The sequence below is a fragment of the Paracoccus yibinensis genome (assembly GCF_030846195.1).
GTDB lineage: Bacteria > Pseudomonadota > Alphaproteobacteria > Rhodobacterales > Rhodobacteraceae > Paracoccus > Paracoccus yibinensis.
Genome location: NZ_JAVCWH010000016.1, coordinates 27604 through 50572, shown reverse-complemented (window position 1 = coordinate 50572; position 22969 = coordinate 27604). Strand labels below are relative to the sequence as shown.

Below are 22969 nucleotides of genomic sequence, written 5' to 3'. Positions count from 1 at the left end.
GCTCGAGGAAGAAGGCATTGGCCGTACCAAAGATTGGGTGCTGCGTCGCACCGACAGCGAAGGCGTGCAACGCGACGGTGAAGACAGCTGGCACGGATTTGGCGACATGGCGCCAGGCTTCAACATGCTGGACCCGATCAAGGCGACCATCATTACCCCCGGCCTGGACATCGAAGGGCGCTTCGATACCACCGGCATTCCGGCCTCGATCGTATCGAAATACCTAGCCGAGCATGGCGTCGTGGTCGAGAAGACAGGTCTCTACAGCTTCTTCATTCTGTTCACCATCGGCATCACCAAGGGCCGCTGGAATACCCTTGTTGCAGCCCTTCAGCAGTTCAAAGACGACTACGACCGCAACCAACCCCTGTGGCGCGTGATGCCAGAATTTTGCTCCAAGCATCCGCGATATGAGGGCATGGGATTGCGCGATCTCAGCCAGCACGTTCACGCGCTTTATGCGAAATACGATGTCGCCCGCCTCTCGACGGAAATTTACCTGTCAGATCACCATCCGGCGATGACGCCCTCGGAAGCGTTCTCGCACATTGCGCGGCGCACGACGCAGCGGGTGGCAATCGACGACCTGCAAGGGCGGATTACGACAAGCCTGGTAACACCCTATCCGCCCGGGATCCCGCTTTTGATCCCGGGTGAAACGTTCAACGCCAAGATCGTCGACTACCTGCGCTTCAACCGTGAATTCGCACGCGAATGTCCCGGCTTCGAAACCGACATCCACGGCCTGGTCACGGAAATCGATGAAGACGGCGAGATCTGCCACTATGCAGACTGCGTGGCCGTCTGAACAGGCCCAGGCCTTCTGCTTTAATGAACAGGATACCCCCGGGCCGAGCCGTTGAGGTTTCAAATACTAGATGTATTCAACCTTACGATGGTGGACGGGACCTGCTTCCGGAACATGCATATTACTTAGCCGCAGGGTGCGGCCGCAGAACTCGGGTGATCATGTTCAGCTTTGGGCGGCGGTGACCCCGCCGCCGGGAAGGCGGGGCATAGCGCCCCTGCCAAGACTCAGCGCGCCGACAACAGTTCAGGCACGGACAGCAGGATGAATTCGTTGTCCGCTGCCTTGCCGATCTCGCGCCCGCCTGAGAAGGGAAGGTTGTTGTCATTGGCGACTAGGATATGCGTGTCGTCGACCCGAGCCACGTCCTCGATGGTGAAGAAGGGAAAGGTGAAGTTGCCCTTGGCAGGCTTCAGCCCTTCCAGGGCTTTGCTGTCGGGATCCGCAATATCCAGCAGGTTGACATGGCCAATGCGGCGGATGAAGCCATCGGCATCACGACTGGCGGTATCGATCAACACCACATTCTTGACGCGGGCGGCCTGCGGATAACAGGCGGACTGATCCGATGCACCCTCGGCGCAGGCGCGCGAGGCATCTCCCTCGCCATTGTCCCGCTCGATCACCAGGGCACGGCTGTTGTCGATGAAGTTGAAATCGCCGATGGCGGTTGCGCCTTCGGACAGGCGGAAGCGGAAGCTGTCGCCCGTCCAGTCCTGCGTCGCCGTGTCAAAGGTGATCACGCGCAAGAAATCACCCTCGGGCTGGCCGTCCCCACCCAGCAACGGCTTTTCCAGCATGGCCCACAGCATGCCAGTGCCAGGTTGCAGCGCCATGCCTTCATAGCCGCCGGAACGCTGCACGCGGAAATCCGTGCCCGGCTGGGCCGGCACGACAACGCCGGGCGTGTCAGGGCCTGCCAATGCCTCACCATCCAGCATAGTTTTGTGGACCGACAAGACACGACCGTCCCGCGCAACGCGCAGGATGAAGGGGCCGAATTCATCGCCGATCCACACCTCGTCGTTCAGATACTGGATGCTCTCGGGATCGAAGTCGGCACCAGTCAGATAGCGGCTGTCCGTCCCTTCGTTGGCAATGCGGAACGGCACCTTGCGGTCAGGATCGCGCAGGAACACGGTTTCCTGGCGTTGGACCCGGCCGGTGGTGAAATCGGGCTGCATCCGGTGGAAGAACAGCATCGCGTCCGGACTGTTGATCTTGCTGCCAAAGCCGTTATCCGTCAGCACAAACCAACTGCCATCCCTGTCCCGGTTCATGGCAAGTCCCGACATGCCCTGCACCGGCTGGCCGATAAAGGGCAGCGATACGCCCGTTTTGTGCCCGCCGTAGGCCTTGCCCACATCGCCCTCGACCGTCATGGGGTCTTCATTCCGCTGCTTGCCAGTGAACTTGCCCGCTACCCACAGATCTTGCGGCGCGTCAGTTGGCGGCGTCACCATTGTAAAGGCGGGCAGTATGGCGTGGCCCGCCAAAGTCGCGGGAAACACCTCTTCGGCCAAGGCAGGGGTGGCGGCAGAGCAGGCCAGGAGGGCAAGAATAAGGCGCATGGTCGTAGTCCTTCGTTTCGTCACGAAGCCGACCGGTTAAGGCGCGAAGATGACAACCATGCAGCAGGGATGTGGCAACCAGATGACGCCGCTCTGCCGCGCTCGACGAGGCGCTACGCTGGTTGAGGGCTCCGCACCTCGTCGGAAACTCCCTCGCGCCCGCCGACGCGCCCCCGGGCAACGAGTTTTCTATGGTGCCTGACCGATAGAGGCTCGGCAATATTCCGGGTGAGGCGACAACCACTACTTCGGAAACATATCTTCATGTGGCAATACGCCGGCCATGGTGGTTGTCGCCTAACACCCGACCACTGATCGCCCAAAAAGCTCAGCCAGATCCTTGAGATCCATTTCGAACGCTTCGAGAGCGGGCAGAAGATGTTCGGCCACGACGTCCTTCAGCCGCTCGCGCCAAGTCGCTTCGCGACTGATGAACGCCAGCAGATCGGAAATGTCGTTGCGTTCGGCCATCCCCACCCTCGACATCGGACTGCTATCTTCCAGCCGAGAGGCTGCCGCCCGAGCCTCCTGCGAATTGCAAATGAGCGTGTTACAATTCCTCAGCGCCGCTAATGCCCTTCTGGAGCTGGTTTTGAAGCGGTGAAAGTCGTTTTCGATCTTCAGAATCTGGGAGCGATGATGTTGCCGGACGAGAGCTTCTTCGATCCCGATGGCGACAAGGTTAAAGTCGAACACGCCTTTGTAGGACCGGCGACTTGCTCCCACAACTCGTTCCCGTTTGACCCACCTAAACCAGGCTGCCCCAAAATCTGCCGCACTTACCCAAGCACCCGTAACTGGGGCAGATTTCCGGGCATGATCGTTGCGTCTTCGACAAGGTCATATTGGCCAAGCCAAGCTCATGGAGCCGTGTATCCTGAGCAGTCACGTTCGCTTAACTGATCTCCAGGATACTGCTCCATCCTTCAGCCCGGCGCGCGTTTCAAGCAGCATTTCCTTTGAAGATTTCGCGATTGCTCTTGTCGATGAGATCGAACCCCGGTTCACCCCTCCCGGACTTTGGCCTAATCGCATTCAATACCCATTCAGGTGGAAAAACCAGCCGACACTGGCTACCCCTGTCCTGGATGTTCAAACGACAAGGAAAGAATGATGAAGCCGATGACCAAGACTGAGCTGCTTGCCACTCTGGCCGAAAAGTCTGGCATTGCGAGAAAGGATGTTTCTTCTATCCTTGATGCGCTGTCCGAGGTTGCGACTTCGATCGTGGCCGAAGGCGGCGCCCTCACCCTTCCCGGCTTGGGCAAGCTCTCCTGTCGGGATCGTCCCGAGCGACAGGTCCGCAATCCGTCAACAGGCGAGGCGATGACAAAGCCTGCCGATCGCGTCGTAAAGTTTACGGTGGCTAAGGCTCTGAAGGACAGCGTCAACTCTTAATCGCTGCCGACCCCGGACATGGCTTGCTCCCGCATGCAGTGGGGGCAAGCCGAAAAAGACAATGGGTCCATTCGGGCCCGTCCCGCGCAACCCAAGATGATTGCCAATAGGCATTGATGAATATCAACGGGTGTTATGGAATACCCGAAATATGACTTGCATCCTTCCGATTGTCATGCGGCCGATATTCCCTACCGAATTACAGCCCTGCAATGCAGGTCGGTGTAGTTCTTTTGCCCGGTACACCCGTTAATTCAGTACGTTGAACCCGACCGGTCGTTTACCCTGCCGCTTACCAACCACGCGGCAGTTGGCAGCTGCCCTGTCTACGCCAAGTCGCATGATCTCAACATAGCCGGAATCTTCCAAGCCAAAGCCACAATGTTTGTTCCAGATCATTCGACGGCGGACAGAGCATGAGGCATGGTTATGGAAAGCACCTTGACGACTGTCACCCAGAGGCTTGGCTGGCGCTGATCACGCCCCACTATCGCGAACCTTATACAACCGCTTCGCCGCGTTTTGCAGATGCACCCCCGCAGCGCGGGCCGCGCCTTCGGCGTCGCTTGCGGCAATCGCGTCATAGATGGCGCGATGCTCGCACTGAACCGCATCCTGCATCCCAGACATATGGTAGCGCGTATTACTGCGCGTGGCCCGGATGACGCGGCGCACCCCATAATCAAGGTGGCTGCACAGCGACACGAAATAGGGGTTGTGCGTCGCCGCAACGATCGCCTGGTGAAAGGCGAAATCCTCGTCATCGCCCAGCCGGTCGCTGGCGATAGCATATTCCATACCCAGAAGCTCGCGCCGGATATGTTTGAGATCGGCCTCGGTCCGATGGACCGCGGCGCTGCCCGCGGCGGCGACCTCGACCGCCATCAAAAGCTCCATCACCTGCGCAAGCGACTCGTCCTGCTCGAGGTCAACGGGATGCAGACGGAAGGCCCGGGCCTCGGCCTTGGCGGTCACATAGACGCCTGATCCGGCTCGCGCCTCGACCAGACCGGCCGACTTCAGATGCGACAACGCCTCACGCACGACCGGGCGCGAGACGGCATATTCCGCGCTGAGGTCGCGTTCGCTGGGCAGCCGCGCGCCCGGGGCGAACTCGCCCGCCCGCACCCGCGCGGCAAGGCGTGCCGCTAGATCATCGGGCAGGTCGCGGGCCTGCCGTCCCATTGCAGCCTTGTCCAGAGTTTCTTCCTTCAGGTGCCCGGCGCGTCAGCGGTTGAATTGGTCAGGCCAGTTTATCTCAGCCAAATATACATAATTCAAGAATTTCGGGTGCGTAGAGATACTGACGTGTCCAACCTTCTCGTTATAACAAATAACATCATTGACTGGACTGACCAATTTGTGGAATTGTCTGCTGCATCAAACGCGCATGCCGATGGAGGTGAAGCATGTCTGCTCAAGCCCTGGCAGCGCGTTCGGACCGTTCGACGCAAGGCAAGCCATCGTGCAGATAACATTTGATTTCGCAGGCAAGACCCTGCTTCTGACCGGCGCAAATGGCGGCATCGGTCGCGAGATTGCGGCGCTGTTTGCCGATGCGGGCGCTAACCTGGTGCTGGCCGACCGTGACCGGGGCGAACTGGCAAGCTTTGCGGCCGGTCTTGGCGGGGCAGGCGGCAAGCATGTGCAGGTGCTGGATGCGGCCGATCCGGCCTCGGCGCAGGCCTTGGTCGATGCGGCGTGCGCGACATTCGGGACAGTGGACTATGTCGTGCCCTCGGCCGGGATCTATCTGGCCGAACCCTTTGCCCGGATGACTGATGACCAATGGCGAAGGACGCTGTCGATCAACCTTGACGGGGTGTTCTACCTGCTTGGCCGGGTACAGGGCGTATTGACCGACCGCTCGGCCATCGTCAACTTGACCTCGCTGGCCGGCCATCGCGGGGCGTTCACCAATGCGCATTACGCGGCCTCGAAAGGGGCGCTGACCTCGTTGACGCGCAGCCTTGCGCGCGAGCTTGGGCCGCGCACGCGGGTCAATGCCGTCGCCCCCGGCATCATCGAGACGCCGATGACGCGCGAGCTGCTGCAGACGCGCGCCGACAGTTCCATTGCCCAGACACCGCTGGCCCGGCTGGGCCACCCTGCCGAAGTCGCGCGGGTCGTGGCCTTCCTCTGCTCTGACGCGGCCTCGTTCATCACCGGCGAGACTGTTCATGTGAACGGCGGCATCTACATGCTCTAGGCCGCACAGCCGGGCTTGAACCAGAAGGATAAACCCATGCCGGGATTGCTGAAAGACAGGCTCGTGCTGGTGACCGGCGCGGGACGCGGCCTTGGGGCGGCGATCGCGCGCGGAATGGCGCAGGCGGGCGCGGCGGTCATCTTGGCCGACCTGAACCCCGAAGGCATCGCTGCCGAAGTCGAAGCCCTGCGCACCGAGGGCCATGACGCCAGGGCCGAGGTCCTGAATGTCACCGACCGCGCCGCCACGGCCGCCTTAGCCGCGCGCATCCTGAAAGGCGATGGTGGGCTTGACGTGCTAGTCAACAACGCCGGTGTCGCCGGGCGGGCCAGCTTTGACGACCCCGCCGTGACCGAGGTCTGGGACCGGGTGATCGGCGTGAACCTTGAAGGCACGTTCAACACCTCGCAGGCCTTCGTGCCCGCGCTGATCGCGAAAAAGGGCAATGTGGTGCACTTGTCCTCGGTCGCGGGCTTCGTCGCCGGCGGCTCGACCGCCGGATATGTCGTGTCAAAAGGCGCGGTGCGATCGTTAACACAGGTGATGGCGCGCGATCTGGCGCCGCATGGCGTGCGCGTCAACGCCGTCGCCCCTGGCATCATGATGAGCGAGATGGCCGTGGCGCAACTCAACCGCCCCGGTGGGGCGGATTGGTTCATGAACCGCGTGATGATGAAGCGCATCGGCGAGACGCGCGAGATCGTCGATCCGGTCGTCTTCCTTGCCTCGGACATGGCCAGTTTCATCACCGGTGCCGTGCTGCCGGTCGATGGCGGCTTCCTGGCCGCCTGATCCTCCTTTCTAATCCGGACCCCTGACATGCCCATCCTGACCGACCTGACCCCCGCCGCACCCTGGCGCGAGATCATAGCCACACCCGAGGATCGCGCCGCGCTGGATCCCGGAACCGGCCTGACCATGCTGGCGCAGATGCACCTGATCCGCGCATTCGAGGAAAAAGTGCTGGAGCTTGCAGGTCAGGGACTGGTGCATGGCCCCGCGCATTCCGCCATTGGTCAGGAGGGCGGCGCTGTGGGATCAGCGTTGGCGATGCGCCCGACCGATCAGGTCAACGGCTCGCACCGCGCGCATCACCAGTTCCTGGCGAAGGCGCTGGCCTATGTCAGCGCCGAGATCGATCCGACAAAACCCTTCGGCGACGACCTGCGCGAACTGGCCAGCCGGACCCTGGCCGAAATTCTGGGTCTGGCCGATGGGTTCTGCAAGGGACGCGGCGGTTCGATGCACCTGCGCTGGGGAGACAGCGGCAACCTTGGCACCAACGCCATCGTGGGCGGCGGCGTCCCGATGGCGGCGGGGGCCGCCTGGGCGCACAAGCGGGCGGGCACGGGCGACGTGGTCTATACCTATTTCGGCGACGGCGCGGTCAACATCGGCTCGGTGCTGGAAACGATGAACCTGGCCGCCGCATGGAAGCTGCCGATCTGCTTCTTCATCGAAAACAATCGTTACGCGGTTTCTACCAATGTCGATGAGGTGACGGCCGAGACGCGCCTGTCCGCGCGCGGCCTGGCCTTCGGCATCCCATCGTTCAAGGTTGACGGGATGGATGCCCTGTCGGTCCATCTGGCCGCGCAACAGGCGAACGAGATCATGCGCGCAGGCAACGGTCCTACCATCATCGAGGCCGATCTTTATCGCTTCTTCCATCAGAACGGACCGCTGCCCGGTTCCGCCTTCGGCTATCGCAGCAAGGAGGAAGAGGCTGAATGGCGCGGACGTGACCCGCTGAACGCCATGGCCCGCGATCTTCAACAGCGCCAGATCATCGGCGAGGATGCGGTAACGCGGCTGCGCGCCAACTGCCAGCAGATGATGGAAGAAATCGCCGCGACCATGATCGAGACGGTCGAGGGCAGGAAGCGCATCCTTCCCGCCCTCTGGCCAGAGGAAAGCTTCCGCGACCACGGCCTGCGCGGCGATCTGTCCGAGATGACGGGCGCGCGCTATGCGGAACAGGCAACATTCACCGGCGCCATGACTGACGACGCAAAGTTCATCGACGTGGTGGCCGATGTCATGGAACGCCGCATGGCCCAGGACGACCGCATCGTCGTCATGGGCGAGGATGTGCACCGCCTGAAAGGCGGCACCAACGGCGCAACGCGGGGCCTGTCGGCACGCTTTCCCGATCGCTGCCTTGGCACGCCCATCTCCGAGAACGCCTTTACCGGCCTGGCCGCCGGTATGGCTGCGGATGGCCGCGTGCGGCCGGTGATTGAATTCATGTATCCCGATTTTATGTGGGTCGCGGCCGACCAGGTCTTCAACCAGATCGGCAAGTTCCGCCACATGTTCGGCGGCGACAGCGCGATGCCGCTGGTGCTGCGCACCAAAGTCGCCATGGGAACGGGCTATGGCTCGCAGCACTCGATGGACCCGGCAGGGATCTTTGCGACCGCGCCCGGCTGGCGGATCGTCGCACCTGCGACGCCCTTCGACTATGTCGGGCTGATGAACTCGGCGCTGCGCTGCGACGACCCGGTGCTGGTGATCGAACATGTCGATCTTTACAATTCCAAGGGCACGGCGCCCACGGATGACCTGGATTATTGCATTCCCCTAGGCAAGGCACGGATGGTGCGCGAGGGCGGCAAGCTGACGATCCTGACCTATCTGGCCATGGTCGAGAAGACCCGCAAGGTGGTCGAGGAACTGAGCGTCGATGCCGAGATCATCGACCTGCGGTCCCTGGATCGCGCGGGCCTTGACTGGGAGATGATCGAAGCCTCGGTACGCAAGACGAACAATGTGCTGATCGTCGAACAGGGCGCCATCGGGACATCCTATGGCGGCTTTCTTGCGGATGAATTGCAGCGCCGCGTCTTCGACTATCTGGATCAGCCCATCGCCCGCGTGCATGGCGGAGAGGCCTCGCCCTCGATCTCGAAGGTGCTGGAAGGCGCGGCCTGCGCCCGTCCGCAGGATATCGAGGCAGGCATCCGCGCCATCATGGCCGATCAGGGCCTGCCGCTGGCATAAGGGAACACGGACATGGCAATCGACATCACCCTGCCCTCGCTCTCGGCAGGCATGGAAGACGCGGTCATCGCGAAATGGCTGGTCGCTGCGGGCGATCCGATCAGCAAGGGCCAAGCCATAGCCGAGGTGGAAACCGACAAGGCCACAATGGAGCTTGAGGCCGAGGCCGACGGCATCCTTGGCCGCATCGACATTGCGGACGGGCAGCGCGCCGATGTGGGCCAGGTCATCGCGGTCGTGCTGGCCGATGGTGAAACCCTGCCTTCCGTGGGCGCCTTTGCCCCTGCTCGCGCGGCGACCCCGAGGACACTTACGGAAGATCCGGTGACCACTGCAACGGCAGCCGCCCCTTCGACAACCGGGCGCAAGCATGCCGCATCACCCCTGGCGCGGCGGTTGGCGGCCAAGGCAGGACTGGATCTTCAAGCCGTCACCGGCAGCGGCCCGCGCGGCCGCATCGTCAAGCTGGACGTGCAGCGCCTGCTAGCCGCGACCTCTGCCCCGGTTGCGGCACCCGCCCCCGCAGTCCAACCGCAGCCGCAGCCGCAAGCCGTCCCGCCCGGCATTGGCCCGCATGAGGCGCAGTCCCTGTCGAACATGCGCCGCACCATCGCCCGGCGCCTGGTCGAGGCGAAAACCTCGATCCCGCATTTCTACCTGTCGGTGGATTGCGAACTGGACGCGCTGCTGGCGCTGCGCGCCCAGGTGAACAAGGGCCGCGACAAGGCCGAACGCATCTCGATCAACGATTTCGTCATCAAGGCCGCCGCCCGCGCGCTGCGCAAGGTGCCTGCCGCCAACGTAGTGTGGAACGGGGACGAGATCCTGCAACTGGCCGATATCGACATATCGGTCGCCGTGGCGACGGATGGCGGGCTGATCACGCCGATCCTGCGCGGCGCCGACCGGATGAGCCTTGGCACGCTTTCCGCCGAGATGAAGGCTCTTGCCGCCCGCGCGCATCAGGGCAAGTTGCGCCCCGAGGAATATCAGGGTGGCGGCTTTTCGGTCTCGAACCTGGGGATGTACGGGGTCCAGACCTTTTCGGCGATCATCAACCCGCCGCAAAGCTGCATCCTTGCCGTGGGCGCGTCCCTGCGCCGTCCGGTCGGGCGCGGCGACCAGATCGTGCTGGCCGATGTGATGTCGGTAACGCTGTCGGTTGATCACCGGTCGGTGGACGGGGCGCTTGGGGCGCAGGTTCTGGCCGCCTTCAAGGACGGCATCGAAAACCCGATGAGTCTGCTGGTATAGGACCTTTAGTGGAGAACTGACATGGAACTGCAAGATCCCGGCCTGCTTCGGCAGGCAGCATTGGTGGGTGGCGAGTGGATCGAGGCAAATGGCGCGGGCATTGCAGTCACCAATCCCTCGACCGGCGCGCTGATCGGGTATGTCCCGCGTCTTGGACAAGCGGAAACCGCCCGCGCCATCGCCGCCGCCGAAACCGCGCAGAAGCTGTGGGCCAGGCGCACCGCCAAGGACCGCGCCGACACCCTCCGCGGCTGGTTCAACCTGATGATCCGGCACAAGGAAGATCTGGGCCGCATCCTGACCGCCGAACAGGGCAAGCCCTTGGCCGAGGCCGTGGGAGAGATCGCCTATGGCGCAAGCTTCATCGAATGGTTCGCCGAAGAAGCCCGGCGTGTTTATGGCGACACCATCCCCGGACATCAGCCGGACAAGCGCATCCTGGTGATGAAGCAGCCCATCGGCGTGGTCGCGGCGATCACGCCCTGGAACTTTCCCAACGCGATGATCACCCGCAAGGCCGGCCCGGCCTTTGCCGCTGGCTGCGCGATGGTGCTGAAACCGGCCTCACAGACGCCCTTCTCTGCTATCGCGCTGGCGGTTTTGGCGGAACGTGCGGGCCTGCCCTCAGGGCTGTTCAGCGTCATCACCGGATCGGCCGCGCAGATCGGCGCCGAGATGACCGCGAACCCCGTCGTGCGCAAGCTGACCTTCACCGGCTCAACCGAGATCGGGATCGAGCTTTACGCCCAAAGCGCCAAGACCATCAAGAAACTGGGGTTGGAGCTGGGCGGGAACGCGCCCTTCATCGTCTTTGACGACGCTGATCTGGACGCCGCCGTCGAAGGCGCGCTGATCGCCAAGTTCCGCAACAACGGCCAGACCTGCGTTTGCGCGAACCGCATCTATGTGCAGGACGGCGTCTATGACGCCTTCTCCGAAAAGCTGACGGCTGCAGTGGCCAGGCTGAAGACCGGAGACGGTTTTACCCAAGGGGTGAACCTTGGGCCGCTGATCGACCAGGCGGCGGTCGAGAAGGTCAAGGAACATATCGCCGATGCGGTGGCGAAAGGCGCGAAGGTCGCGCTTGGTGGCCAGCCGCATGCGCTTGGCGGAACCTTCTTCCAGGCGACCGTGCTGACCGATGTGACGTCCGACATGGCCGTTGCCCGCGAAGAAACCTTTGGTCCCATCGCGCCCCTGTTCCGCTTTGCGCATGAGGATGAGGTGATTGCCCAAGCCAATGACACCGAGTTCGGGCTTGCGTCTTACTTCTATGCCCGCGATCTGGCGCGCGTCTTCCGCGTTTCCGAGGCGCTCGAATATGGCATGGTAGGCGTCAACACCGGCCTGATCTCGACCGCCGAGGCGCCGTTCGGCGGGGTCAAGCTGTCCGGCCTGGGGCGCGAAGGCTCGCATTTCGGAATGGATGATTTCATCGAGCTTAAATACGTCTGCCTTGGCATCGCCTGAGCGTGAAGCGGCCCTGCCCTTTGAGGACAGGGCAACGCTCTCTGAAAACTTTATGCCGGACCAACTGAAAAGCCCCGCCATCGGCGGGGCTTCTGCCTGTCCATGCGCGGGGTGTCAGATCATCATGGTGGTGACGGTCATGGTCGTGAGATAAGCCTCGATCCCCTCGGACCCACCTTCCGAGCCGAAGCCCGAATCGCGCACACCGCCGAAGGGCGTCTCGGGCAAAGCCAGGGCGAAATGGTTCACACCCAGCATGCCGGTGCGCAGTTCCGTCTGGACCCGATGAGCCGTCGTCATCGACGAGGTAAACAGATACGACCCCAACCCGACCGGCAGGCGGTTCGCCTCGGCCAATGCCTCGTCCAGCGAGTTCACGCGGATGACCAGCGCCAAAGGGCCAAAGGGCTCCTCGTTCATCGCCAGCATGTCGGCTGTCATGCCCGACAGGATCGTCGGCTCATAGAAATAGCCGCTGTCTCCGATCCGCGCACCCCCAGTTTCAACCTTGGCACCCTTGCTGACCGCGTCATCCACCATGTCCATCACGGTCCCCAAGCCGCTGGCCGAGGTCAGCGGACCCATCTGGGTGCCGTCCTGCGTGCCCTTGCCGACTTTCAGTTCGCGCGCCTCTTCAGCAAAGCGGCGGACGAATTCATCATGGATCGAGTCATCGACGATGAAGCGCGTGGGAGAGACGCAGACTTGGCCGCAGTTGCGGAATTTCCACTGAACAGCCAGCGGGATGAGGTGGGCCAGATCGGCATCAGCCGCGATGATGACCGCGCCATGACCGCCCAGTTCCATGGTGACCTTTTTCAGCGCCTCCCCCGCCTGCGCGGCAACGATCCGGCCTACCCGGGTCGAACCCGTCAGCGAGACCTTGTGGATCTCCGGCGCCTTGATCAGCGTGTCGGACAGCTCCGATGTCGCGCCCCAGATGACCGAGATCGCCTTTGCGGGCAGACCGGCCTCCAGCAGCGCCTTGCCGATCAGCCATGCGGTGCCAGGCGTGTCCGAGGCCGGCTTGATGACCACCGGGCAGCCTGCACCCAGCGCGGGGGCAACCTTCTGCATGGTGTTCCATGCGGGAAAGTTCCACGGCGTAAACGCGGCGACCGGCCCGACCGGATGCTTCAACACCTGAATCTGGATATTCGGTGCGCGCGAGGGAACAATGCGGCCATAGACACGGCGGCCTTCCTCGGCGAACCAGTCCAGCAGATCGGCCGAACCCAGCCATTCGCCGCGTGCCTCGGCCAGGGGCTTGCCCTGCTCCATCGACATGACGCGGGCGGCGCTATCGGCCTGCGCACGCATGATGTCCGCAGCGCGGCGCATGATCTTCGATCGTTCCAGCGCCGAAAGCGCAGCCCATTCGACCCCCCCCTGTTCTGCGGCGCGGGCCGCCTCGAGCGCCTCGGCGCGACCGGCGCGCGGCGCGATGGTCAGCTCGCTGCCATCCGAGGGATCGGTCAGGCGCTGGGTTCCGGCCGAGCCTTCGCTACGCTCCTCTCCTCCGACGATAAGGGTTAGGTTGGGATACATCAGCTTCTCCTGCATGAATTCGGCGGCGTTCAACGCGCCGGACGGTTGCCTTCCAGAACCAGATCGGCCCCCTTGGCGGCCAGCATCATCACCGCCGCCTGTGTATTGCCCGAGACCATCTCGGGCATGACTGAGGCGTCGATCACTCGCAGGCCAGAGATCCCGTGCACGCGCAGTTCGGGATCGACCACCGCCATCGGATCGGTGCCCATGCGGCAGGTTCCCGCAGCGTGATAGATGGTCTGGCCATTCGCTCGGGCGAATTCCAGCCAGTCGGCATCAGTCTTGCAATCTGGTCCGGGGCTCATCTCGGCCACGCGGAAGGCGTCCATTGGGGCCTGCGCGATGATCCTGCGCGCCAGCTTCATGCCATCGACCATTGCGCGGCGGTCCTCCTCATGATCCAGGAAGTTCGGCACGATCGCCGGCTGGACGTCCAAGTCGGGCGACACTGCGTGGATCGAGCCACGCGACTGCGGGCGCAGTTGCGTCACGCCCAGTGTCATGCCAGGGAACTTGTCCAGCTTGCGCTCTGCCGCATTGGCATAGCTTGCGTGCATGAAGAAGAACTGCACGTCCGGCCGATCCAGATCCTCGCGCGAGCGCAGGAAGCCATGGGTAAGGCCAGTGCCATATGTCAGCACGCCGCGCCGCTTGAGCGCGTATTTCAGCACCTCCCCCACCAACCGGGGACCCCGCGTCAGTTCGTTCAGGGTGACGGGCTGCGAGACGCGCCAGTTCATCCGAGTGCAGAAATGGTCAAGATAGTTTTCCCCGACGCCGGGCAGTGCATGGACCGGCTGGATGCCCGCCGCCGCCAGGCGCGCCGGATCACCGATCCCCGCAAGTTCCAGCAGGTGCGGCGTCTGGATCGAACCTGCGGCCAGGATCACCTCGCCCGCGCGGACCTGGTGGCTCTGGCCCTGGTGGGTCAGCACGACGCCGGTGGCCTGCCTGCCTTCCAGCAGAAGGCGGGTCACCCGCGCGCCGGTCAGCACGATCAGGTTCGACCGCTTGCGGGCGGGGGCCAGCCAGGCGCGGTCGGCGGAATAGCGTTCTCCACCCGCCTGGTTCACCTGATACCAGCCGACGCCCTCTTGGCTTTTTCCATTGTAATCGGGGTTGAACACCTGACCCTGCGCCTCGGCCGCTGCAATGAAGGCGCGGCCGATGTCGTTTTGCTCGACCACCTCATTGATGGGCAGCGGGCCATCACGGCCGCGCAAGCCGTCGGGGTCGGGCTTGTCCCAACGCTCGATCGCCTTGAAATAGGGTAGCACTCCCTGCCAGTTCCAGCCGGTCGCGCCACGTTCCTGCCACAGATCGTAATCCTGCGGCTGGCCACGGACATAGATCATGCCGTTGATCAGCGTCGAGCCGCCCAATCCCTTGCCGCGCGGAATGGCGATGCGGCGGTGGTTGGTCGCAGCTTCCTCGGTGCTCCAGAAACCCCAGTTATAGCGCCTGTTCACCAGCAGCTTGTAGAACCCTGCCGGAACGCGGATCCACGGAGAACGCGCTTCGCCCCCTGCCTCGCAGAGCAGCACCTTGTTGCGGCCCGAACGGGACAGGGCCTCGGCCAGGATGCAGCCTGCGGTCCCACCGCCGACAATGATGAAATCGAACCGCGCATCCTGCGGAAGGGCGTTTGCCATCTTTTTGACTCCGTGGCCTTGTTCTTACGCGTCGGGGACAGACGTCACGCCCATGTGCCGGGCCATCAGGCGGATCTGCTGGCGCAGCATCGGGCGGCCGAAATGGATCCTCGCGCCCGCTGCACGCGCGGCCGCCAAAAGGGGCGTGACCTCGGGCTCCATGATCGCCTCGGCGACGATCTGGTTGCGGTGGAAGGCTAAGTCCGACAGGGGCAGCGCGTCATCGGCGCGCAGGCCAAGCGAGGTTGCGTTGACGATCAGGTCGCGGCGCGCGGTCTCTGGCGCACCGGGGGCAATGCGGATCGAAGGGTATTTGGCCATCACCCGTTCCGCCAGATCGCGCGCCTTGTCCTGCGAGCGGTTGACGATGGTCAGGTGCGCCACCCCGGCCTCGGCCAGGGCGAAGGCGATCGCCGCCCCTGCCCCGCCCGCGCCCAGCAGACAGACATCCATGCCAGCCACGTCGATCCCGTTCACCTCGAGTCCGCTGACGAAGCCCTTGCCGTCCAGCATCGCGCCGATCAGCCGCCCATCGGGATCGCGGCGGATCGCGTTAACCGCGCCGATGGCTGCGGCATCCCCGACTGTGTCGTCGCACAGCGCCAGCACATCGGTCTTGTGCGGAACGGTGACGATCAGCCCGCCAAGGTTCTCCAGACCGCGCAGCATGTTGATGAATTGCGAAAGGTTCTGGGGCAGCACATGGAAGGGCACCAGTACCCCGTCATGGCCGACCGAGGCAAAGACATTGTTCATCTCCTCCGGGGTCTTCACATGCGAAATGGGGTTGGCGATGATGCCGTAAAGCCTGGTATGTCCGGTAATCATGGCGGCCCTCAGGTCATGTAAAGACCGCCAGCCACGTCGATGGTCTGGCCGGTCACAAAGCTGGATTCGGTCGAGGTCAGCCATAGCGCGACATCCGCCACCTCTGCCGGCTCGCCAAGGCGGGCCATGGGCGTCAGCTTGACCTGCTCGGCATTCACCTCGGGCGCGACTCCGGCAACCATGGGGGTCGCGATGCGGCCCGGCGCGAGGGCGTTCACCCGGATCGCATAGGGGCCGAGTTCCGCCGCCAGATGCTTGGTGAAACCGATAATTGCTGATTTCGTCGCCGCATAATGGCAGGCAACGATGGGCGAATAAGTCTTGCCCGCCACCGAAGAGGTGTTGACGATCCAGCCCCGCCGCGCGGCAATCATGCCGGGCGTCAGCGCGCGGATGGTGTTGAAGCTGCCGGTTAGGTTCACATCGACGACGCGGCGCCATTCTTCGGGCGCCATCTGCCAGACCTTGTGCGCGACGCCGTCATGCTTGGGCGAGATGCCCGCATTGTTGATGACGGTGTCGAACTCGAGTCCTGTGGCCGCAATCGCCGCGAGCAGCGCGTCATAGTCCGACACGTCGCAGGCCATCGGCACGGCGCGGCCACGGCCAAGGGCGTTCAGCGCCGCGCAGGCAGCGGCCACGTCATCGGGGTTCAGGTCGCAAATGCCAACGGTCGCGCCGCGCTCCACAAAAGCCTGCGCAATGGCCCGCCCGATGCCGCGCGCAGCGCCGGTGACCAGGACATTGCGGCCCTGATGCGACGGGCGGAAGCGGATCGTCTCGGGGGTGATTTCGGTCAGTTCCATAGATCAGATTCCTAGATAGGCGCGGCGGACATGGTCGTTCTTCAGCAGTGCCTCGGAGGTGTCGGCCAGAACGACCTGCCCGTTTTCAAGCACATAGCCCCGGTTCGCGACCTTCAACGTTGTGAAGACGTTCTGTTCGACGAGCAGCACAGTCGTGCCGGTGGCCGCGATCTGGCGCACCACGTCGAAAACCTGCGACACGACGATGGGCGCCAGTCCCAGCGAAGGCTCGTCGAACATCAGGATGCGGGGCTTGGCCATCATGCCGCGCGCGATTGCCACCATTTGCTGTTCGCCCCCCGAGAGCGAGGCCGCATTCTGGTCAAGGCGTTCGCGGACGCGCGGGAACAGCGCCAGCACCTCCTCTAGTCGCTGTTCCTGATGCTCGCGGGCGGCCTTGCGATAGGTGCCCATCTGTAGGTTTTCCCGCACGGTCATGTCGGGGAACAACTGTCGTCCCTCGGGGACCAGGATGATGCCCCGGTCCACGACCTCATGCCCAGGAAGGCGGGTGATGTCTTCGCCAAGGAAACAGATCTTACCCGCACGGGGCTTGATCTGACCGACGATGGTGCGCAGCGTGGTCGTCTTGCCGGCGCCGTTGGCGCCGACGATGGTGACGATTTCACCCTCTTTCACCTCAAGGCTAACGTCCTGAAGGATCGTGGTCGGACCATAGCCCGCATCGATGTTCTCAAGCGTGAGCATGGGCAAACTCCTTGCCAAGATAGGCTTCCACAACATGGGGATCGCGCACGACATCCTGCGGACGGCCCTCGGCGATCACTTCGCCCGAGGCCAGCACGATGACGCGGTCCGACAGCGACATGACCGCCTGCATGACATGTTCGATGGCGATGATCGAAACGCCCGTGTCACGGATCGACAGCATCAGGTCGATGGCGCGACGCACGTCCGTCTGATTGATCCCGGCCATCACCTCGTCCAGCAGCAGCACGCGCGGCTGCATCGCCATGACTCGCGCCACCTCGAGCCGCTTGAGGCCGCCGATGGTGAGCCCGCGCGCCTCGGCGTTCAGCAGCGGGCCAAGGCCCATGCGCCACGCGGTTTCGCGGGCGGCTTCCCGCGCGTCCCTCTCGTCGTGGTGGCGATAGAAGGCGCCGACCATGATGTTTTCCTCGACCGTCATGGCCGCGAAGGGCTGAACGATCTGGAAGGTCCGGCCCATGCCCAGGGCCGCGAAATCAGCGGGGTTGGTGGGCTGATGGAACTGGCCATCGACGCCGCGCAGGCTGACCTTGCCTTCGTCAGGTGTCATAAAACCCGAGATCATGTTGAACAGCGTCGTCTTGCCCGCGCCGTTCGGGCCGATCAGGCCCAGCACCTCGCCTTCGCGCAGAGTGAAGTTCACGTCTCGGGTGACATGGAGTCCGCCAAAGCGCTTGTTCAGGTTCTCGACCTTCAGGATGTCCTGGCCGATGCCGGGACGGTCGGGGTCGGGGGCTGCGACGGCATTGGCAGGGGCGACGATCGGGCCGGTCTCGGTCTGGCCCGGCTCAACGGCGGCTTTTCCGCCGTTGCGGGCAAAGCGCCTGATGGCGCCCATGATGCCGTTCGGCATGAACAGCACAAAGGCGATCAAAACGATGCCATAGACAAAACCGTGAAGGCCAAGTGCGGACGCCCCCAGCGAGGCGCGCGCCCATTCGGTGATCGGCACCAGCAGTGCCGCACCCAGCAGCGGACCCGCCACCGTGCCGATGCCGCCGATCAGCGCAAACATCGCGATCTGGATCGAGAAGGCCAGCGAGAACATCGCGGCAGGCTCGATGTAGGTCAGATACATCGCGTGGAACGTGCCCAGCATCGCGCAAAGCGCCGAGGAAATCGCAACTGCGACCAGCCGGACCCGCACGGTCCGCACGCCCGCCGCGCGGGCCGCCGATTCGCGTTCGCGCGTCGCGACCAGATAGAAGCCAAGGCGCGACCGGCGGATTGCCCAGGCCACGGCCAGCGTGATCAGCAGCATGCCGAACACGATCAGCAGCGACGGCCAGCGCTCGCGGAAGACCATCCAGGTCCAGCCCAGACGCAGGTCGATCATCATGCCCGTGGCGCCGCCAGTCATGTCCTTGAAGTGCAGCGAAAGGACGCGGATTACTTCAAGAAAGGCGATCGAGGCCAGCGTATAGAACGGACCCTTCAGCCGGAAACAGGGATAGGAAATCACCATGCCGACCACGGCGGCAACCGCCGCGCCGACGAACATGCCGATCCAGGGCGTGACGCCCAGGTTGAACAGGATCACTCCGGTATAGCCGCCGATGCCATAGAACACCGCATGGCCCAGCGACAACTGGCCGGCAAAGCCGCCGACGATGTTCCAGGCCGTCGACAGCGCGGCGAACAGGCAGATGGTGATGAAGACATGCGACACGAAGGCGTTGTCGATGCCCAGCGGGATCAGAAGAAGCGAGGCCAGAAGCACCCCGAAGGCGACCTGCGGCCAGCCGATACTGCGGGTATTCATGCCGGTCTGGCTGTGGATGTCGCTGATGCTCATGTCGTTTCCTCAGGACAGATGCGAAAGGGTCATCCGCTTGCCGAACAGACCGGAAGGCTTCAGGATGAGGATGAGAAGGAAGATGCCAAAGACCACGGCCTCGCGCAGGTCCGAGCCGATGTAGAAGCCCGAAAGCGAATCCACGAGGCCGATGACCAGGGCGCCGAAGAACGCCCCCGGGATCGATCCCAGACCACCCAGGACCACGACCACAAAGGCTGTCAGCACGAAATACGTCCCGATATTGGACGAGGTCGGGTAAAGCGGCGCGATCAGCACGGCGGCCAGTCCCACGCAGGCCGCCCCAAGGCCGAAGCTGAGGATATAGATGCGCGGTACGTTGACGCCCATCAGTTCGGCTGCGACGCGGTGCTGTGCCACGGCGCGGATGGCGCGGCCGGTCTGGCTGTTCTTCAGGAACAGTTGCAGTGCAGCGACCAGGATGATGGCGGCAATGAAGATGTAAAGCTGGCCGGACAGGACGCGCACGGGGCCGATCTCAATCGGAGTGCGCAGGCCGAAGTTCGGCGTGTTGGCGATATCCGCGCCGAAGATCAGCAGGGCAAGGTTTATCATCGCGGTCGAAAGACCGACGGTCGCAAAGATCTGGACGTGATCGTCCTCGGCCGACATCAGGGGCTGGATCAGCACCCTCTGGGTCAGGGCGCCCAGAAGAAACATCATCGGGACGACGATGATGACGGATGCATAGGGATGAAGCCCCAGCCGCGTGGTTATCAGCCAGGTCACGAACATGCCCGCCATCAGGAATTCGCCGTGGGCGAAGTTCACCACTTTGACAATGCCGAAGATCAGCGTCAGGCCGATGGCGACAATTGCGAACAGCCCGCCAAGCATGAGGCCGTTCAAAAGGACTTGCAGAAAGGTCGTCATTACAGGCTTCCCCCGGAAAGGGGGGCGGCTGGAAGGGGCCGCCCCGGCATCATCATTCGGCGAAGCGCATTTCCGCGACCGCGGCGCCTTCGGGATAGACCGTGACCAGCTTGCCGTCCTGCCACTGCATACCCATCATGCTGGCCCGTTCGTTCTGGTTGGTTTCGTCGAACTTGATGCCATAGCCTGCGGCAGTCGTGCCCTCGGCCACGTCGATGGCCTTGACGGCAGCGACGATCTGGTCGGGTTCGAAACCCTCGCTCTTGTCCAGCGCCTCAAGCACGGCCTTGGCGCCGACATAGTTGTTCAGCGAATGGCCCGAGCGCGGCTCGGTCCCGTATTTCGCCTTGTAGGCCTCGACAAACTTGTCCAGGCCCGGGGTTGCCTCCTGGTTCACCTCGAACTGGGTGAAGTCCACGTCATAGACGCCCTCGATCACGTCATGGCCCACCGCATCCGCCGTCGGCTGCATTGAATAACCGCCGCCGCCGCCGATGATCGCCAGCGGCTTGTAGCCCGCCTCGTTCGCCTGCTGGAGAAACAGGACCGAGTCATTCTGGTACGAGGTCTGCAGGACCACATCGACGCCCTTCTCGCGCAGCTCCAGCACCAGCGAGGACATGTCGACGGTGTTTGCCGGATAGCCCGACTTCAGCACCACGTTTAGGCCGGCATCCTTGGCATGCGCATCCTGGTGGCCGGCGACCGAGGTGCCGTAGGACGAATCTTCATAGATGATGCCGATCTTCAGATCCTTCGGATCCTTGCCAAGGCCCGGGGCGATGGCGTTGGCCAGCATCTCGATTGAGTCCTTGCCCATGTTGGCCGCCGTGGGGTTGGTGCGGAACAGGTAGGTCAGGCCACGGCCCGTCACCTCGTCGGCGACCGCGCCCAGTTCGAAATAGGGCACCCCTGCCAGTTCGCTGACCTGCGAGGCCGCAATTACGCGGGCCGAGGAATAGGTGCCGAAGATCGCCTTCACGCCCACCAGCGAGATCAGGCGGCGCGCTTCGCCAGTCGCCTGGTTGTTGTCCACCGCATCGCCGCGCTCAAGCACGACCTGCTCGCCCTGGATACCGCCGGCGGCGTTGATCTCGTCCACGGCCAGTTCCAGGCCGCGGGCGCTTTCCTCGCCCAGCAGAGCCAGCGGGCCGCTGATCGGGTAAAGCGAGCCGAACTTGACATCGGCGAAAGAGGGCGATGCAAGGGCAAGACCCACGGCCGCGCTTGTCAGGAATTTCGTCAGTTTCATTACTCTCTCCCTGGTTTGGTTCAGTAGTCCAGCGCCTGCTTGCCGGTGAAGCTGGTGACAGGCGGATAGGCGCGTTCGTCGGTCACGACGTCGATGACGGTCAGGACATTGGACGAAAGCGCCGTTTCAAGCGCGGCCGGAAGATCGGCCGGGTTGTCGATGCGGATCCCCTCAACGCCGCAGGCACGGGCGATCGCCGCGTGATCCACAGGCTGGAAATGCACCACATCGGTATGCGCGCCAAACAGCGTCAGCTCGGCATGTTTCTGATAACCGAGGATCTGGTTGTTCAGCACCACGACCACGACCGGTAGGTTCATCCGCTTCGAGGTCTCGATCTCACCCCAGACATGGGCAAAGCCCCCGTCGCCGGTCAGGCAAACGACCGGCGCGTCGGGCTGAGCGGCCTTGGCGCCAAGGGCATAGGGTAGGCCCCAGCCAAGACCCGCCAAGCCGCGCGGCGTCAGCACGCGCTGACCCGCCTTGCGGATGGTGATACCGTCGGCCACCCAGATCGAGGAATAGGACGCATCCGCCACCACAATCGCTTCGGACGGGATCAGCCTGTCGATCTCGGCCACGACGCGCTCGGGGCGCAGGGGGCTTGCATCCGATGCGCGGCGTTCGTCACGCACGGCTGCTCCCTTGGCCAGACCTTCGGCGATCTGTGCCTCGACGCCCGGACGGGCAGCGGCCCGCGCCGACAGGTCGGTGCCCTTCAACGCGGCCACCAGTGCCTCAAGCCCAAGACGCGCGTCGCCCACAAGGCGCAACGCCTCATAGTTGCGGCCGACCTCGTTGCCATCGATATCCAACTGGATAAAGCGCGCTCCTTCCGGGTAGAGCTTCCAGCTATCGGTGCCATTCTGGTTGGTGCGGTTGCCGACCAGCAGGACCACGTCGGCCTCGCGCACCATGGGCGAAAGCTCGGCCGCGCGGGCGCCGGGACCCATGAAATAGCCCGCGATGCCCAGCGTCAGCGGATGGGTTTCATCAACCGAACCCTTGCCCATGACTGTGGTCGCAACCGGGAAGCCCAAGTCCTGCAATTCCGCCAGCGCGGCATAGGCGCGCGCACTGTGGACGCCGCCACCGGCGATGACCAGCGGCCGTTCGGCCCCTGCCAGCAGGTTTGCAGCTTGGTCCACGCGCGCGGGATCGGGTGCGACCGGATCCAGCGGATAGCGGCCCAGCGACGCCTGGCGTGGCGTCCTGTTCACCCCTTCGCTCAGCTCGTCCAGGATATCCAGGGGCACCAGCAGCACGGCCGGACCCGCGCGCCCAGTCGCGGCGGCGGCAAAGGCCAGATCGACGTAATCCTCGATCCGCGAGATCTCGGTCACCCGGCGCACCCATTTGGCCACGCCACTGAACAGGGCCAAATGGTCAAGTTCCTGAAAGGCGTTCTTGTCGGTGTGCAGGCGGCTGACGTCCTGGACGATGGCGACAACCGGGATCGAGGCCTTCAGGGCTTCGGCCAGGCCCGGCACCAGCAGCGTTGCCGCTGGGCCATTCTGCGCGGTGACGACCGCCACCTGGCCCGAGACACGGGCAAAGGCATCGGCCATGGCCGCTCCGCCGTTCTCGGTTCGGTAGCCGACCTGGCGGATGCCATAGTCGGGCGCGGCCAGGAAGAAGGCCGAGGGGATCGACTGGCCGAAGACCTGCGTCACGCCATGGCGCTCCAGCGCTCCTGCCAGAAGATGGGCGCCGCTCCGGTTCGAACGATGTGCTGCGTCTTTCATTATC

At 63.6% G+C, this 22969-nt stretch carries 19 protein-coding genes; 7 read left to right on the top strand and 12 right to left on the bottom strand.

Translation table 11 applies throughout. From position 1 onward, the window contains the following. Positions 1 to 808 (top strand): Orn/Lys/Arg family decarboxylase (locus RAH32_RS18620; RefSeq protein WP_489681615.1); only part of this gene is annotated, 808 nt, incomplete at its 5' end. A 227-nt stretch (positions 809 to 1035) separates the two neighbouring features. Here RAH32_RS18620 and RAH32_RS18615 read toward each other — a convergent pair. After that, positions 1036 to 2379: an esterase-like activity of phytase family protein gene (locus tag RAH32_RS18615; protein WP_306609929.1), complete on the bottom strand. Its 1344-nt coding sequence runs from the start codon at positions 2377 to 2379 to the stop codon at positions 1036 to 1038. A 297-nt stretch (positions 2380 to 2676) separates the two neighbouring features. Then, on the bottom strand, positions 2677 to 3075 hold the full coding sequence (locus tag RAH32_RS18610) for a hypothetical protein (RefSeq protein WP_306609928.1): 399 nt from the start codon (positions 3073 to 3075) through the stop codon (positions 2677 to 2679). A 414-nt stretch (positions 3076 to 3489) separates the two neighbouring features. Between RAH32_RS18610 and RAH32_RS18605 the strand changes: the two genes are divergently transcribed. Next, the gene (locus RAH32_RS18605) at positions 3490 to 3777 is read left to right on the top strand and encodes an HU family DNA-binding protein (protein ID WP_306609927.1); all 288 of its coding nucleotides are present in this window, start codon (positions 3490 to 3492) and stop codon (positions 3775 to 3777) included. 477 nt (positions 3778 to 4254) lie between these two features. Here RAH32_RS18605 and RAH32_RS18600 read toward each other — a convergent pair whose 3' ends face one another. Next, entirely contained in the window at positions 4255 to 4962 is a 708-nt protein-coding gene (locus tag RAH32_RS18600; protein ID WP_306609926.1) for a FadR/GntR family transcriptional regulator, read from the bottom strand. Between the two features lie 280 nt (positions 4963 to 5242). Here RAH32_RS18600 and RAH32_RS18595 point away from each other — a divergent pair, with 280 nt between their 5' ends. From RAH32_RS18595 to gabD, 5 genes are read left to right on the top strand one after another with little or no spacing between them, the layout of a single operon-like run. Further along, positions 5243 to 5986, top strand: coding sequence for an SDR family NAD(P)-dependent oxidoreductase (locus RAH32_RS18595; protein WP_265501994.1), 744 nt, complete (start codon positions 5243 to 5245; stop codon positions 5984 to 5986). 36 nt (positions 5987 to 6022) lie between these two features. After that, positions 6023 to 6778 (top strand): SDR family NAD(P)-dependent oxidoreductase, encoded by a 756-nt coding sequence (locus RAH32_RS18590; protein WP_265501992.1) that lies wholly within the window; start codon positions 6023 to 6025, stop codon positions 6776 to 6778. A gap of 27 nt (positions 6779 to 6805) precedes the next feature. Then, positions 6806 to 8989 (top strand): alpha-ketoacid dehydrogenase subunit alpha/beta, encoded by a 2184-nt coding sequence (locus RAH32_RS18585; protein WP_306609925.1) that lies wholly within the window; start codon positions 6806 to 6808, stop codon positions 8987 to 8989. A 12-nt stretch (positions 8990 to 9001) separates the two neighbouring features. After that, entirely contained in the window at positions 9002 to 10243 is a 1242-nt protein-coding gene (locus tag RAH32_RS18580; RefSeq protein ID WP_306609924.1) for a dihydrolipoamide acetyltransferase family protein, read from the top strand. A gap of 21 nt (positions 10244 to 10264) precedes the next feature. Beyond that, complete coding sequence (gabD, locus tag RAH32_RS18575) at positions 10265 to 11713, top strand: NADP-dependent succinate-semialdehyde dehydrogenase (protein WP_306609923.1); 1449 nt, start codon at positions 10265 to 10267, stop codon at positions 11711 to 11713. Between the two features lie 114 nt (positions 11714 to 11827). Here the strand turns inward: gabD and RAH32_RS18570 are convergent, their stop codons facing one another. Genes RAH32_RS18570 through RAH32_RS18530 form a run of 9 tightly spaced genes read right to left on the bottom strand, consistent with a single transcriptional unit; the run spans position 11828 to position 22965 of the window. After that, positions 11828 to 13261 carry an NAD-dependent succinate-semialdehyde dehydrogenase gene (locus tag RAH32_RS18570; RefSeq protein WP_306609922.1) on the bottom strand — a complete coding sequence of 478 codons (1434 nt, stop codon included), beginning with the start codon at positions 13259 to 13261 and terminating at the stop codon, positions 11828 to 11830. 29 nt (positions 13262 to 13290) lie between these two features. After that, complete coding sequence (locus RAH32_RS18565; RefSeq protein WP_306609921.1) at positions 13291 to 14916, bottom strand: GMC family oxidoreductase; 1626 nt, start codon at positions 14914 to 14916, stop codon at positions 13291 to 13293. Between the two features lie 24 nt (positions 14917 to 14940). Continuing rightward, positions 14941 to 15744, bottom strand: a complete 804-nt coding sequence (locus RAH32_RS18560; RefSeq protein ID WP_306609920.1) for a shikimate dehydrogenase family protein — start codon at positions 15742 to 15744, stop codon at positions 14941 to 14943. 8 nt (positions 15745 to 15752) lie between these two features. Continuing rightward, positions 15753 to 16550, bottom strand: a complete 798-nt coding sequence (gene fabG, locus RAH32_RS18555; protein WP_306609919.1) for a 3-oxoacyl-ACP reductase FabG — start codon at positions 16548 to 16550, stop codon at positions 15753 to 15755. A 3-nt stretch (positions 16551 to 16553) separates the two neighbouring features. Then, a complete protein-coding gene (locus RAH32_RS18550) occupies positions 16554 to 17258 on the bottom strand; it encodes an ABC transporter ATP-binding protein (RefSeq protein WP_306609918.1) in 705 nt (234 codons plus the stop codon). Continuing rightward, positions 17245 to 19074, bottom strand: a complete 1830-nt coding sequence (locus tag RAH32_RS18545) for a branched-chain amino acid ABC transporter ATP-binding protein/permease (RefSeq protein WP_306609917.1) — start codon at positions 19072 to 19074, stop codon at positions 17245 to 17247. Before RAH32_RS18545 ends, RAH32_RS18550 begins: the two co-directional genes overlap by 14 nt. 9 nt (positions 19075 to 19083) lie before the next feature. Further along, positions 19084 to 19968, bottom strand: a complete 885-nt coding sequence (locus RAH32_RS18540; RefSeq protein ID WP_265501982.1) for a branched-chain amino acid ABC transporter permease — start codon at positions 19966 to 19968, stop codon at positions 19084 to 19086. Positions 19969 to 20020: 52 nt separating this feature from the next. Further along, complete coding sequence (locus RAH32_RS18535; protein ID WP_265501981.1) at positions 20021 to 21220, bottom strand: ABC transporter substrate-binding protein; 1200 nt, start codon at positions 21218 to 21220, stop codon at positions 20021 to 20023. 20 nt (positions 21221 to 21240) lie between these two features. Next, positions 21241 to 22965 (bottom strand): acetolactate synthase catalytic subunit, encoded by a 1725-nt coding sequence (locus RAH32_RS18530; protein WP_306609916.1) that lies wholly within the window; start codon positions 22963 to 22965, stop codon positions 21241 to 21243. Between the last annotated feature and the right edge of the window lie 4 nt (positions 22966 to 22969).

Bases quoted from the DNA above. Each gene is read 5' to 3' on its own strand.
- RAH32_RS18615 (WP_306609929.1), bottom strand. From the start codon at position 2,379: ATGCGCCTTATTCTTGCCCTCCTGGCCTGCTCTGCCGCCACCCCTGCC.
- RAH32_RS18605 (WP_306609927.1), top strand. From the start codon at position 3,490: ATGATGAAGCCGATGACCAAGACTGAGCTGCTTGCCACTCTGGCCGAA.
- RAH32_RS18600 (WP_306609926.1), bottom strand. From the start codon at position 4,962: ATGGGACGGCAGGCCCGCGACCTGCCCGATGATCTAGCGGCACGCCTT.
- RAH32_RS18590 (WP_265501992.1), top strand. From the start codon at position 6,023: ATGCCGGGATTGCTGAAAGACAGGCTCGTGCTGGTGACCGGCGCGGGA.
- RAH32_RS18585 (WP_306609925.1), top strand. From the start codon at position 6,806: ATGCCCATCCTGACCGACCTGACCCCCGCCGCACCCTGGCGCGAGATC.
- RAH32_RS18580 (WP_306609924.1), top strand. From the start codon at position 9,002: ATGGCAATCGACATCACCCTGCCCTCGCTCTCGGCAGGCATGGAAGAC.
- gabD (WP_306609923.1), top strand. From the start codon at position 10,265: ATGGAACTGCAAGATCCCGGCCTGCTTCGGCAGGCAGCATTGGTGGGT.
- RAH32_RS18570 (WP_306609922.1), bottom strand. From the start codon at position 13,261: ATGTATCCCAACCTAACCCTTATCGTCGGAGGAGAGGAGCGTAGCGAA.
- RAH32_RS18565 (WP_306609921.1), bottom strand. From the start codon at position 14,916: ATGGCAAACGCCCTTCCGCAGGATGCGCGGTTCGATTTCATCATTGTC.
- RAH32_RS18560 (WP_306609920.1), bottom strand. From the start codon at position 15,744: ATGATTACCGGACATACCAGGCTTTACGGCATCATCGCCAACCCCATT.
- fabG (WP_306609919.1), bottom strand. From the start codon at position 16,550: ATGGAACTGACCGAAATCACCCCCGAGACGATCCGCTTCCGCCCGTCG.
- RAH32_RS18550 (WP_306609918.1), bottom strand. From the start codon at position 17,258: ATGCTCACGCTTGAGAACATCGATGCGGGCTATGGTCCGACCACGATC.
- RAH32_RS18545 (WP_306609917.1), bottom strand. From the start codon at position 19,074: ATGAGCATCAGCGACATCCACAGCCAGACCGGCATGAATACCCGCAGT.
- RAH32_RS18540 (WP_265501982.1), bottom strand. From the start codon at position 19,968: ATGACGACCTTTCTGCAAGTCCTTTTGAACGGCCTCATGCTTGGCGGG.
- RAH32_RS18535 (WP_265501981.1), bottom strand. From the start codon at position 21,220: ATGAAACTGACGAAATTCCTGACAAGCGCGGCCGTGGGTCTTGCCCTT.
- RAH32_RS18530 (WP_306609916.1), bottom strand. From the start codon at position 22,965: ATGAAAGACGCAGCACATCGTTCGAACCGGAGCGGCGCCCATCTTCTG.